Origin of the sequence: uncultured Algibacter sp., assembly GCF_947490405.1 — a bacterium.
In the GTDB taxonomy this organism is placed as follows: Bacteria; Bacteroidota; Bacteroidia; order Flavobacteriales; family Flavobacteriaceae; genus Algibacter_B.
Map to the genome: position 1 here is coordinate 1 of NZ_CANLGU010000002.1, position 13,826 is coordinate 13,826.

Genomic DNA, 13,826 nt, shown 5'->3' on the forward strand with positions numbered 1-13,826 from the left:
AAAGTGATTACTGGTGCTGTGGTATCTGGTATAACATTGACTGTTCTTACCACTTGTGTTGCAGCATTTCCTGCAGCGTCGCTTACATCATAAGTTATTAGATATGTACCACCTATGTTGGTGTCTACTACACCGCCTATAACAATACCTGCCGTAATATCGCCATCTAAATCATCTGTGGCTGTAGCACCTTGTTCTGTGTAAGTATCGCCAACGTTTAAATCTATGGTTGCATTTCCATTTAAAGTAATTACTGGTGCTGTGGTATCAATACCTTCAACTCCAGTTAGATTAATATCATCGAGAGCAATATCAGCTTGCCAAGTACTACCAACAAACCTATTAAATCTAAGTTGAACACCTCCGCCAACATAAGCGTTTAAATTTATATTAACTGTTAACCAAGAATTGCCTTGATTTCCAGATTGGTTCCAAATACTTGCCCATGTAGCACCATCATCAGTACTAATTTCTAAGTCTATAGTACCCATATCAGCAGCACCAAACATATGATAAGCAAAGCTAAATTCAGCCTCGCTTAAGCTACTAAAATCAAAACAAGGAGACGTAATAATAGCCCTTTTGTCAGGAAAACCATTACCATTACCCGAAGCCTCTATATAAATATAATCTGAACCTTGAATAGCTCCAGAAGGTCCTGTGTTATTGGATGGTGTAGTTCCTGAATTTACCAACCAATCTAAATCATCATTAGAAGATTGAGTCCAAGTTCCTACTGAACCTTCAAATCCAAATGCATAAGGGTATGTGTCTATACCTCCTGAGCATCCTAAAGAAGGAACTACTACATTTACAGTTCTAATGACTTCAGTTGCATTGTTACCAGCAGTATCATTTACGTTGTAAGTTACAAGGTATGCTCCAATTGTTCCAGTATCTACAGTATCACCACCTACTGTAATATTTGCAGAAATATCACCATCAACATTATCAATTGCTGTGGCACCTAAATCAGTATATATGGCGCCTTGATTTACATCAATACTCGATGCACCATTTAGTGTAATTACAGGAGCCGTTGTATCTGGACCTGCCGCTTCAATCACAATAGTATAGTCTTCAACCTCACCATATTGGAACGTTTGACATGATGTAGGTATTGCGTTATATTGCATGGATACTCTCATTCTAGTAGAATTTTCTGATGCTGAAGAAGGCACCGTAAAGTTTCCACTTACTAAAGTCGCATTTGTTGGTGACTGTGTAAACACTTGTTCACCTGCATCTTCAAAATCTCCATCTCTATTATAATCAATCCAAACAGAATATGCTTCAGTAAATACTTGTCCGGTCCAAGTTGGAGTAATAGAAATAGAGTATTGGTTACCTTTTTCTAATGATGTAGAAATGTTAGTGAAATCTGAATAAAACTGAGCTCCAGAGGTATTATCGATGGTGTTTAATTGTACTCTACTTATAAACTCATCACTAACATCTGTACTAGCAGAAGCACAATAGTTTAACTGGACATCTAAAGTTGTAAAATTAATTGAAGCTGTATAAGAAGATGGCGTTGTTCCACAATTAGAACGCACTTGAACTTCGTAATCTGTTAATGTTGCTAAGTTTGTTAGTGTAGTAGTTGGAGCAGACAAGCCATTAACATCTATCCAACTAGGTGCTCCAACCACACGATATCTTAAATCGTAAGTAGCTGAGGCGATATTATCCCAAGAGATTGTGGCATCTGTTGTGGTTACATTACTACTTACTAATCCCGTTGGAACTGAAAGTGCGCATGGTGTTTGCTGACTAATAACTTTAAAGTCATCAAAAATAAAACCATCAAAAGTTGTTGGGTAACCATCAGCTCTGTTTGTATTATCAGAATCAAAAACAAAACGAAAACGTGCATTAGTTGCTCCAACAAGAAAACTGTTTTCAGTTCCATCAATAAGTATTTCTTCCATTACCCACTTATCCATAGTATCAGCATCATATATAGATTCTCCAGTAGGCTGATTATTTTGATCTGAAGTAGATTTTCCTGTGCTCGTATTCGAACTATTTCCACTACTATATCTATTTGTAGATATACTTGATCCTGGTTTGCTGTATTTTCCACAAAGTGGAATCCATGTTGACCCGTCTGTAGAACCTTCAATTTGAACATAATCAAAGTTTCTTTCTATATCCCATTTTGCAAAAAACTGAACAACTGACGCTGATGCTGAAGATAAATTTACCCCTGAATTAAGTGTTAATGTTGTTGATTGATTATTTGCGTATGCCCCAGATGGCGAATCAGTAATTGCTGTTGTTCCAGAGTATGAATCCGAGGTTGTTCCCCAAGATCCTCCTGATGCTGTCCAATTTGTTAAATTATCAATATCTGGATTATCTATAAATAAAACTGAAGGGTTGTAAAGCTTTATGATATTAGCTTGATACATCACGTAGCCATCATCATTACTCAAAGTAATACGAAACTCAATTTCATCGTTTGGTTGAATCGCAGTGTCTAATGTGTAAGCTGCAGTAACCGTTCGCTGCTCTAGTTTACTCCATCCAGATTGTGTTGGTGGTGGCGTTATGGATGTAATATTTGATGAAACTGGTGTAATATTAAGGGTAATATTCCCTAGGGTTTGTCCTAAATACTCAATACCAAACTCAAGATTACCTGAAGTTGTATTAATATCAGTAGTATTTAAATCATGGAATTGAGCAAACTTTCCACTGTGATAAGCATTTACAAAATTCATTCTAACTGCTCTTTGGGCAATTTCAACAATTTTAGTAGCATTTGGCCAAAAGCTTCCTTCACCATCACTGGAAATCCACGATCCATTTTCTGGCGCAAGCGCTAAGATACCTTGCCCAGATCCATTAGAACCATTTACATCTGCTACACCGCCTAACATCCAGTCACTCATATCGCCATTTGCAATAGTTAAAATGTCTGGTGCTTCACCATAAATGTATCTGTTAAAACGAGTCATATCATTACAAAACTTATGGTATTCTGCCTCTCTACCTGAAGCTGGTGCATTTGGATACCCATTATATGCATGAGGAATTAAATTAGAAGTTGCATGATGATTCATAGCTGTTTTAAAACTCCTAGTTGCTGAAAAATCCCTAACAATTTGTGTTTCTGGTTCAGAAAACGCAGAAGGGCCCCTATACACATTACTACTCTGAGTTCCTGACGATCCTCCATAAATAGCGTTTGGACCCCAAAAATAATCGTAGTTCCTGTTTAGATCAACACCTCTTAAATTATTATTTCCTGTATTATATGGGCCTAAATTTTTGCGTTGTAACCCACCACCACTAGGTGCTATTTGCTCATTCCATAATAAACCATCTGGATTAGCTACAGGAATAAAGTACATTTCATGATTATCTACTAGATTTTTTATCCCTGCATCAGAATTATAGTTCTCTAAAATGTACCACATGTAATACATTAAATTCATCAAACTACTAACTTCTCTAGAATGTGTCATTCCAGAGTAAAGCGACTCTGGTTCATTTGCTTCGTCTGTATCTGGATTATCTGATATTCTTACATAATATATAGTTTGCCCCGACCATGTACTATACTGTCCTCCATTAGTAAAAGAATTTCCATGAGTAACTTGATTGGAAGGTGACGCATCTGTTTTTACAGAAATTAAATTGGGATATAAAGCACGCATTTGATCTAACTCTGCTAGAACTTCACTATAAGTTAAACAGCCTCCCATACTACCTAAATTAAAGTTAGTAGGCACTGCCCAATTTACTTCTGTACAGCCTTCATATTGAATAAAATTATCAATACTTTCACTTTTGGTACTTAAAGATTTATTGGCAAGTGTTTGCGATTTTTTTGCCTGTAATTGTGCTCTGGCAACAGGAAGATCTATTTCACTCTTTTTCTTGTAATGCTCGATTAAGTCTTCAACAAGAACAGAGTAAAAAATTCCTTGCTCCTTTAAAGCGTTTAATTCACTAGATTCTAGTTCTAGAATTAAACTATTACCTGTAAAGACGGCACCACACGATAAATCAATTCCAGCATCCTTAACTTTTAAAAGTTGAGCTTTTGACGGATTGTTGATTTTAATACGTTTTGAAATCAAATTTTGGGAATATCCCAATAATGTGCTTGCCAAAAAGACAAGTGCGAATGAAAAATTTTTCATGAGAGTTGGTTGGTTATAAGATTAATAATTAGTTTTAAAGTACAGTTTTTTTTTTACATATCCCTATATTCTTATACTGATTCATAGATAGTTATGTATTTTATGGGTTTACCATAAATGGTTTGTTGAAATTGCTTACATATATTATTAATCCTACAAAAAAAAGAGCATCTAAAAGCTACTCTCTATTTAGTATATTTGAAATATAATTTCCTTATTCATTAAATGAGTTCTATTTTATCAATTAAAAATCTTTCCATTGCTTTTGGCAAAAATGAAGTCATTCATAATATATCATATACTCTTGATAGAAATGAAATTTTAGGTATTGTAGGCGAATCAGGGTCAGGAAAATCAGTTTCATCACTGGCCATTTTGGGATTACTACCTGAACATATTTCTAAAATCACAAATGGCTCAATTTCTTATAGGGATAATGATCTTACTCAACTTTCAAATAAAACTTTTCAAAAAATAAGAGGTAATAAAATTGCGATGATTTTTCAAGAACCTATGAGTTCTTTAAATCCATCAATGACATGTGGAAAGCAAGTTGAAGAAATCTTACTACAACATACCAACTTATCAAAAAATCAAGTCACTGAAGAGACCATATCACTATTTGAAAAAGTAAAGCTTCCAGACCCTAAACGCGTTTTTAAATCTTACCCTCATGAAATTTCTGGCGGGCAAAAACAACGTGTTATGATAGCTATGGCTGTTGCTTGTAAACCAGACATCTTAATTGCTGATGAACCAACTACAGCATTGGATGTTACCGTACAAAACGATATAGTAAAGCTACTAAAAGAGTTACAGGTTGAAACCAAAATGAGTATTATTTTTATTACACACGATTTAGCTTTAATATCTGAAATTGCAGACCGCGTGTTAGTAATGTATAAAGGCAATATTGTTGAACAAGGCCCTGTTGAAACTATTTTTAAGAATCCAGAACATAATTATACTAAAGCTTTAATAAATGCAAGACCATCGTTAGATACGCGATTAAAAGTATTACCCACTATTCAAGATTTTTTGAGTGATCGTATTCCAGATGAAGTTATTTCGACTAAAAAACGGAAGGAAATCCATAAAAAACTTTATAGCCAGCAACCTTTATTGGAAGTTGTTAATATTGAAAAGGAGTACATATCAAAATCAGGTTGGTTTTCAAAACCTCAACATTTCAAAGCTGTAAACAAGATTAGTTTTAAGCTTTATAAAGGAGAAACTCTGGGTTTAGTTGGGGAATCTGGTTGCGGAAAATCAACTTTAGGAAATGCTATTCTCCAATTAGATAAAGCTACTGCTGGTTCTATTTTATATAATGGTATTGACATAACCAAACTTTCCAAAACAGAAACTAGACGTTTAAGGAAAGATATTCAAATTATATTTCAAGATCCTTATTCATCACTCAACCCTAGAATACCAGTAGGGGAGGCAATCATAGAACCTATGAAGGTGCATAAACTTTATGCTTCTGATATTGAAAGAAAAGAAAAGGTAATTGATATTTTAAACCGCGTTGGTTTATCCGAAGATTACTTTAATCGATACCCACATGAATTTTCTGGTGGACAACGTCAGCGTATTGGTATCGCTAGAACTATTGCTTTACAACCTAAATTAATTGTGTGTGATGAATCGGTTTCTGCTTTAGATATTTCTGTTCAAGCACAAGTATTAAATTTACTTAATGAGTTGAAAGCTGATTTTGGTTTTACTTATATATTCATATCACACGACTTAGCTGTAGTTAAGTACATGTCTGATCAATTATTGGTTATGAATCAAGGCAAAATTGAAGAATTAGATGATGCTGATACAATATATAACGCACCCAAAAAGGATTACACTAAAAAATTAATTCATGCCATACCCAAAGGGTTATAGCATGAATATTTTTTTGGTTAGATAAACTAAGCTTTTTAAAAACTGCAAATTCTCTTTTAAAGTTTGTTTGAATTTGCTTTCATCATTAGTAGGTTGTTCAGGTAGATTTGTTGCAATATTCATAAGTTTTTAAGTTTATGGTAGATTTGGGGAAATCTATAAATATTTGGTTTTTTTGGGGACAGCTAATATAGTATACATTTTCAAATGTATCGTTAAAAAACATAAAAAATCGACAAAATGCATTTTTATTTAACATTTTGTCGATTTATCTTCTAATCCTCTGAAAATAGACAATCCTAAATTTCCATTTCAGGAATGTCTCCTTCAACAATTAAAGTACCTTCTGTTGCATTTTTTATGTCTTCTATAGAAACTCCTGGAGCGCGTTCTAATAGTATAAATCCATTTTCCGAAACTTCAATAACAGCTAGATTAGTTACTATTCGTTTTACACAACCAACACCGGTTAGAGGTAATGAGCATGTTTTTAAAAGTTTTGATTCACCCCGTTTATTAGTATGCATCATAGCTACTATTATATTTTCTGCACTTGCTACTAAATCCATAGCACCACCCATACCTTTCACCATACGCCCTGGTATTTTCCAATTGGCTATATCCCCATTTTCTGCTACCTCCATAGCACCTAAAATAGTTAAGTCTACATGTTGCCCTCGAATCATAGAAAAACTTAAGGCAGAATCAAAAAAGCTTGCTCCAGGCAACGTGGTTATCGTTTGCTTTCCTGCATTTATTACATCTGCATCTTCTTCACCTTCAAAAGGGAAAGGTCCCATACCTAAAACACCATTTTCGCTTTGAAATTCTACTTCTATATCGTCTCTAACAAAATTAGCTACTAAAGTTGGGATACCAATACCAAGGTTTACATAGTAACCATCTTTAACTTCTTTTGCAATTCGTTTTGCTATACCGTTTTTATCTAACATATATACTCCCTTTTTGTCATTCCCGTGAAAACGGGAATCTTTTCAATTGAAACTTAATATTTAAAAGTGGATTCCTGCTTTCGCGGGAATAACAAATACATTAAACTCTTTGCCTTACCGTTCTCTGCTCAATGCGTTTCTCATAAACCTCTCCTTGAAAAATGCGCTGTACAAATATTCCTGGAATATGAATTTGATTAGGATTTAATTCCCCTAGTGGCACTAATTCCTCGACCTCAGCAACTGTAATTTTAGCGGCTCCACACATATTGGGGTTAAAATTTCTAGCAGTCCCTTTAAAAATTAAGTTACCCGCAGCATCCCCTTTCCAAGCTTTTACAAAAGCAAAATCTGCTTTAAATGCATGTTCTAAAACATACATTTTACCATCAAACTCTCTGGTTTCTTTTCCTTCTGCCACTTCAGTACCATATCCTGCTGGAGTATATATTGCAGGAAAACCTGCTTGAGCAGCTCTACAGCGTTCTGCTAAAGTACCTTGAGGAATTAATTCTACATCCAATTCTCCTGAAAGCATCTGACGTTCAAATTCATCATTCTCACCAACATATGAAGAAATCATTTTTTTGACTTGTTTTTGTTGAAGTAATAAGCCTAACCCAAAATCATCAACCCCTGCATTATTAGAAATACAGGTTAGCCCATTAACACCTAGCTTTACTAATTCTGCTATAGCATTTTCTGGAATGCCACTGAGACCAAAACCACCAAGCATAAAAGTCATGTTATTTGAAACTCCTTTTAAAGCCTCTTGAACATTAATTACTTTTTTATTAATCATTATTATTCAGTTTTCGCTTTATAAAATTACGAATAATTGAATGAAAATATCAAAATATTGAGAAATAAAAACCACTCAATTATGAGTGGTTTTTATATATCTATAAGCTTTAGTAAACCTTATCCAAAATCTAAATCTTCAGGAGTATCATCATTATCATCATCTCCATCAGTTATTGTTGATGTATGTTTAGAACAGTCTACGTTAATTGATAAGTTTTTAGGTTCTTGAAATTCTTCTTTTGAAATTCCTAAATCTTCATCAGCATAACAACTCTTCATATATATACCCCAAATTGGCAATGCCATAACAGCACCTTGACCGTAAGTAATACTTTTAAAATGAGCTGCCCTATCTTCGGCACCTACCCAAACACCTGTAACTAAATTAGGAACCATACCCATAAACCATCCATCACTTTGATTTTGTGTGGTACCTGTTTTTCCTGCTATAGGATTTGTTAATTCATACGGATACCCCGTAACAACTTCTTTATACTCTGCTCTATTTCTTTTGTACGTATGACGCAAACTAGCCCCAGATCCAGATTGAGTAACACCTTGCATAAGCTGAACTGCCACGTAAGCTGTTTCTTCACTTAAAACATCTCTGGTTTTAGGTTTAAATTGGTATAAAATTGTACCATTTTTATCCTCTATACTGGTTACCATAACTGGTTTTGTATACACACCTTGATTAGCAAAAGCAGAATATGCTCCCACCATTTCGTAAACACTAATATCTGGTGTTCCTAAAGCAATAGATGGAACAGGAAGCATTTCAGATTCAATACCCAATTTTTGGGCTAAGTCTACAACCGTTTGTGGACCTACTTTATCAATTAATTGAGCAGTAACGGTATTAACCGAATTTGCTAAAGCATTTTTTAACGTACGCGTACCTCCGTAATTTGGTGTTGAATTTTTAGGACACCATTCTTCAGGATTACCATATTTATTAGCTTCTATACAATAAGGCACATCGGGGAATTCATCACATGGCGAATAATGCAACTGGTCTATAGCAGCCGTATACACCAAAGGTTTAAAAGTAGAACCTATTTGACGTTTCCCTTGTTTAACCATATCATACTGAAAATGCCTGTAGTTAATACCTCCAACCCAAGCTTTTACATGTCCTGTTTGTGGATTCATAGACATCATTCCTGTTCTCAAAAACGATTTGTAATAGCGCATAGAATCAATAGGTTTCATAATAGTATCAACCTCTGAGGCTTTTCCGTCTACCCATTTAAAAACTGACATTTTAGTCGCTTTTTGAAAAGATGCTTTAATTTCTTTATCCGATTTTTTTAAATCGTATTTCATATGCCTCCAACGCTCTGATTGTTTCATCCCACGATTCATAAGCGCATCAATTTCTTCTTTTTCAAGCTCTAAAAAAGGAGCTGTAGGATTTCGTTTTGGTGTGTTTTGATGGAAAAACTCTGCTTGTAACCGCGGCATGTGTTGCTGAACAGCATTTTCAGCATATTTTTGCATGCGGGAATCTATCGTGGTATATATTTTTAATCCATCGTTATATAAATTCCATTTAGTGCCATCTGGTTTTGGGTTTTTCTTTATCCAATCTTTCATAAATCTATCCAAATAGCCTCTAAAATAAGTAGCGATTCCATCACGATGAGATTGCGGTGTGTACTTCAAATCTAACTCTGTTTTTTGAAGTGAGTCCTTAACCGCTTCTGATATGTAGCCATACTTTTCCATTTGAGCCAATACCACATTACGCCTATTCTTTACACCTTCTGGATTTCTTCTTGGGTTGTATAAAGATGAATTTTTAAACATCCCAACCAACATTGCAGACTCCTTTAACGTTAAATCTTTAGGCTCTTTATCAAAATAAATACTTGATGCACTTCTGATACCGTCTCCATTGTTACCAAAATCATAAATATTGAAATATTGAGCCATAATTTCTTCTTTGGTATATTGACGCTCTAAACGAGTGGCAATAACCCACTCTTGAATCTTCTGAAAAATAGCATTAGTTGTACTTTCCTTATCTCTCACTCCTACAAATAACTGTCTTGCTAATTGCTGAGAAATAGTACTCGCACCACCTCTTTTTCCTAAAAAGAAAAATGCTCTTAAAGTACCACGTGCATCAATTCCTGAGTGCTCATGGAAACGGGCATCTTCAGTAGCAATCAAAGCGTCTACTAAATTTTGAGGTAACTCACTATAACTAACTGGTGTTCTATTATCTTTAAAATAAAACTTTCCTAAAGTTTCACCATCTGACGAAATAATCTCGGTAGCTAGATTAGTTCGTGGATTTTCTAATTGTGTATGATCTGGCATGTCACCAAGTACTCCCCAAGATGCTAATAAAAACACAAGTACAAAAGCTACTATACCTCCTAAAAAAATCATCCAAAACCAACGGATGTATTTTGAAAAATCTTGAACTATTTTTGATTCTTTTTTTGCTTTTGCCATAGTTTAAGTGTCTTAAGTTAAAAGTTTTCTTAAGTATTTAAAGTTATGTTGGTTATTTTATGGGTTGGTTTTCTATTCTAAAGCCAATATCTGTGATACCTTCCAATTCAACAATACCATTTACTTTCCCATTTTCTCGCATGGCGTGTTGAATATTTACAGTATATTCTCCTGTTTCTGTAAAAACAACGTTTTCTTTATACCACAATTTATTCTCTTTAATATCGGTATAACCTTCTCCTAAAAGTTTTCCGCTAGGTTCTGCCATTCTATATTCTAAAGTATCTTTAATGGTTTTACCATGAGGAAAAACCATTTCAACTATTAAAAATAAATTATTGTATTTGTATGCATTGGTATTTCTCAAATTAACAAACAAATTGTAAGCATTTATAGAATCTGGAGGATTAACTTTAAAACTCACAATAGAATCTTTATGCCATGATGAATTCGAAACCGACTTATAGGTGCTATAAACACTATTTGAATCACATGAAACCAATATGAAACATGCAAAAAAAACCAATAGGATTTTATTTTGAAGCATTATTACTTTTTTGAGGTTTTCTTTTGTTATTATTTCTACTCCTATTTTTTTGGTTAGGGTTTTTATTATCAGGCGTATTTTTGTTTGCTCCGGTTTTTCGATTATTCTGATTTCCCTTCCTCTTTTTATTATTTCTACGTTTTTTATTGCGTTTTGGACTATCAAAGCGTGTTAAACTATCTTGTCCAACAACGTTTTCAAACACCTCTTTAGTATCTACCTCAACAAGATCTGAAGCATACTCTTCAAGGCTTGCTACTTTTTTCTTTTGTTTATTTATTTCAATAATTTCATTAGCTTGTTCTGTAGTTATCTTGTGCCAATTCATCCACTCACCTTCGTAAGCATACCAAAGATGTCCTTTAAAAATATCGGTTTTTTGACACACTGCAGTACCCTTTTCGGTATATAACTTTGTATCATTTTTAGGAAAGTTTTTTAAAGCGTCTAAATACGTATCCAATTCATAATTTAAACAACACTTTAACTTACCACATTGTCCTGCTAACTTTTGAGGGTTTAGAGATAACTGCTGGTAACGTGCGGCCGATGTGCTTACCGAACGAAAATCAGTTAACCATGTAGAACAACATAACTCTCTCCCACATGAACCTATACCACCAAGTCTTGCAGCTTCTTGACGAAACCCAACTTGCTTCATTTCAATTCGAGTTCTGAATTCTCTAGCAAAAACTTTAATTAACTCACGAAAATCAACCCGTTCTTCTGCCGTATAATAGAATGTGGCTTTACTGGCATCACCTTGAAATTCGATATCCGAAATTTTCATTTGCAGTTTTAAATCAATTGCAAACTGGCGCGCTTTAACCTTCATAGATTCTTCTCTATCTCTAGCCTTTTGCCAAATATCTATATCTTTCTGACTTGCTTTACGGTAAATTTTTAGGGTCTCTTCTGTTATGTTTTCAGAAATATTTTTACGTTTCATTTGAACACGTACTAGTTCTCCCGTAAGGGTAACCATACCAATATCATGACCCGCTTTGGCCTGAGTAGCGACTATATCGCCTATACTTAAGGTTAAATTTTCTGTGTTGTGGTAGTATATTTTTCTACCGTTTTTATAACGTACCTCAACCCAATTAAAGGGTTTTTCGCCATTAGGAAGCGACATATTTGATAACCAGTCAAAAACAGTTAACTTATTACAACTATCTGTACCACAAGTACCGTTATTTTTGCAGCCTTTTGGGGAGCCGTCTTTAGTCGAGCAACTAGCGCAAGCCATATATTATATATATTGATTCCGATTAGAACTTAATGTCTATCAGAAGATGGTTCATATCTATTTTGAATCTCACATTTTTTTAAAAAAATAAATCGTAAATGCTTGATGATGAGTTTTTTGCAAGCCCTCTTAAATGTGTTTCTACAAAAAACGGCTTCTCGATGTAAATATAATATTATTCTAAGGATTAGGAAGAAAGATTTTGATTAAACTCAACTTCGTAATTAAGCTTATTGGATATGGTTTTAAATTCTTCTTTTAAATTTTTTAAAAAATTTATGCTCACATTTTTGTAAATTTCAGATGTGTATATACAACCATAAAAGATATTAGTTATGATTTCTAAAATTACGCATATTACTCTTTCCTTGTTTTTCTTAATTTCCATGAGTTATTCTCAAGTTCCCAAAACCCCATCGGGTGGTGGAGAATATATCTTCAATCCAAATAAAACACCTTGTTTGACTACAGATAAAAAAAACAATATTAAAGAATTACTTCAAAAAAATGTAAAAACGCTCGAGTCGCAAAATAAATTAGCCTATTCAAAAAACACCTCTACAGTTAATCCACTTTTTATTTGGCCTGTGAAAAAGTCATCGACAAACTCTTATAACGATGTATGGTCTATTTCTAATTACGTAGATCATAATTCAGCAGCTCCAAACCAACTAACAGATTATAACTGTGGTTCTAAAACGTATGACACCAATAGTGGTTACAATCATCAAGGATTAGACATCTACACATGGCCATTTACATGGAAACTTCTTGATGACGATGCAGTAGAAATAATTGCTGCATCAAGTGGACAAATAATCGCTAAAAACGATGGCGAATTTGATAGAAGTTGTGATTTTAATAGCAATACTTGGAACGCCGTATACGTTCAACACGCCGATGGAAGCGTTGCCTGGTATGGGCATATGAAAAATGGCTCTACAACCAGTAAATCTGTTGGGGATATGGTTTCTCAAGGTGAGTATTTAGGAATTATAGGAAGCTCAGGAAACTCAACCGGACCACATTTACACTTTGAAGTTTGGGAAGATAATAGTTACACCAAACTAATAGACCCTTACTCTGGTACTTGCAACAATATGAATAGTGAGTCTTGGTGGGCTAACCAAAAGCCTTACACAAACCCTAAAATAAATGCACTTTTAACCCATAACCAAATACCCAATATTTTTCCTGCTTGCCCAACAACTGAAACACCAAACACTAACAATGATTTTGTAACTAGTGATAATATTATTTTTGCTGTTTATGTAAGAGACCAAACTGTTAATGATAATATTTCTCTTGAAATTATAAGACCAGATAATTCATCCGTGTTTGGTAATTGGAATGTTACTGTACAAACAACAGCTTCTTCTTGGTATTACTACTGGGATTTAAATGGTTACTTTGATATGGTAGGAGAATGGAAATGGCGCGCAACATTTGGTGGAGAAACTATAACTCATACATTTAACGTTACAAATGCTCTTAATGTTAAAGACAATGTTTTGAAAGACACATCAGTATACCCCAATCCATCAAATAATTTGGTACATATCGTTTCAAAAACAAAGATTATTAATGCAGAAATTACTAGTATTACAGGAAAATCTATTAGAGTTTTAAATGCATCTACAAAAGCCATAGAAACAGTTGATATTTCAAATTTACCCAAAGGGTTATATTTTCTTAACCTTAAAGGTGTTTCAAACGAGCAAAAAACTATTAAACTCATCAAAAACTAAAGAAATAAG

General features: G+C 34.1%; 8 protein-coding genes. 2 read left to right on the plus strand and 6 right to left on the minus strand.

Annotated features, from left to right (window positions below):
• Nucleotides 1–4,154 (minus strand): M14 family zinc carboxypeptidase (locus tag Q0772_RS03970; RefSeq protein WP_298340617.1); only part of this gene is annotated, 4,154 nt, incomplete at its 3' end.
• A gap of 225 nt (nt 4,155–4,379) precedes the next feature.
• On the opposite strand from Q0772_RS03970, the gene Q0772_RS03975 reads away from it, so the two are divergent.
• Nucleotides 4,380–6,053 carry an ABC transporter ATP-binding protein gene (locus Q0772_RS03975; protein WP_298340619.1) on the plus strand — a complete coding sequence of 558 codons (1,674 nt, stop codon included), beginning with the start codon at nt 4,380–4,382 and terminating at the stop codon, nt 6,051–6,053.
• A gap of 299 nt (nt 6,054–6,352) precedes the next feature.
• Here Q0772_RS03975 and Q0772_RS03980 read toward each other — a convergent pair whose 3' ends face one another.
• From Q0772_RS03980 to ricT, 5 genes are all read right to left on the minus strand, one after another.
• Nucleotides 6,353–7,006, minus strand: coding sequence for a 3-oxoacid CoA-transferase subunit B (locus tag Q0772_RS03980; protein ID WP_298340621.1), 654 nt, complete (start codon nt 7,004–7,006; stop codon nt 6,353–6,355).
• Nucleotides 7,007–7,106: 100 nt separating this feature from the next.
• Nucleotides 7,107–7,808 (minus strand): CoA transferase subunit A, encoded by a 702-nt coding sequence (locus Q0772_RS03985; protein WP_298340623.1) that lies wholly within the window; start codon nt 7,806–7,808, stop codon nt 7,107–7,109.
• A gap of 119 nt (nt 7,809–7,927) precedes the next feature.
• Nucleotides 7,928–10,273, minus strand: coding sequence for a transglycosylase domain-containing protein (locus tag Q0772_RS03990; RefSeq protein ID WP_298340625.1), 2,346 nt, complete (start codon nt 10,271–10,273; stop codon nt 7,928–7,930).
• 52 nt (nt 10,274–10,325) lie between these two features.
• Nucleotides 10,326–10,820 (minus strand): gliding motility lipoprotein GldH, encoded by a 495-nt coding sequence (locus Q0772_RS03995; protein ID WP_298340626.1) that lies wholly within the window; start codon nt 10,818–10,820, stop codon nt 10,326–10,328.
• Complete coding sequence (gene ricT, locus Q0772_RS04000) at nt 10,807–12,069, minus strand: regulatory iron-sulfur-containing complex subunit RicT (protein WP_298340628.1); 1,263 nt, start codon at nt 12,067–12,069, stop codon at nt 10,807–10,809. Before ricT ends, Q0772_RS03995 begins: the two co-directional genes overlap by 14 nt.
• A gap of 335 nt (nt 12,070–12,404) precedes the next feature.
• Between ricT and Q0772_RS04005 the strand changes: the two genes are divergently transcribed.
• Complete coding sequence (locus tag Q0772_RS04005; protein WP_298340630.1) at nt 12,405–13,817, plus strand: peptidoglycan DD-metalloendopeptidase family protein; 1,413 nt, start codon at nt 12,405–12,407, stop codon at nt 13,815–13,817.
• Nucleotides 13,818–13,826 lie beyond the last annotated feature (9 nt).

Excerpts from the sequence above, each read along its gene's own strand:
- Q0772_RS03975 (WP_298340619.1), top strand. The coding sequence starts at position 4,380 with ATGAGTTCTATTTTATCAATTAAAAATCTTTCCATTGCTTTTGGCAAA.
- Q0772_RS03980 (WP_298340621.1), bottom strand. The coding sequence starts at position 7,006 with ATGTTAGATAAAAACGGTATAGCAAAACGAATTGCAAAAGAAGTTAAA.
- Q0772_RS03985 (WP_298340623.1), bottom strand. The coding sequence starts at position 7,808 with ATGATTAATAAAAAAGTAATTAATGTTCAAGAGGCTTTAAAAGGAGTT.
- Q0772_RS03990 (WP_298340625.1), bottom strand. The coding sequence starts at position 10,273 with ATGGCAAAAGCAAAAAAAGAATCAAAAATAGTTCAAGATTTTTCAAAA.
- Q0772_RS03995 (WP_298340626.1), bottom strand. The coding sequence starts at position 10,820 with ATGCTTCAAAATAAAATCCTATTGGTTTTTTTTGCATGTTTCATATTG.
- ricT (WP_298340628.1), bottom strand. The coding sequence starts at position 12,069 with ATGGCTTGCGCTAGTTGCTCGACTAAAGACGGCTCCCCAAAAGGCTGC.
- Q0772_RS04005 (WP_298340630.1), top strand. The coding sequence starts at position 12,405 with ATGATTTCTAAAATTACGCATATTACTCTTTCCTTGTTTTTCTTAATT.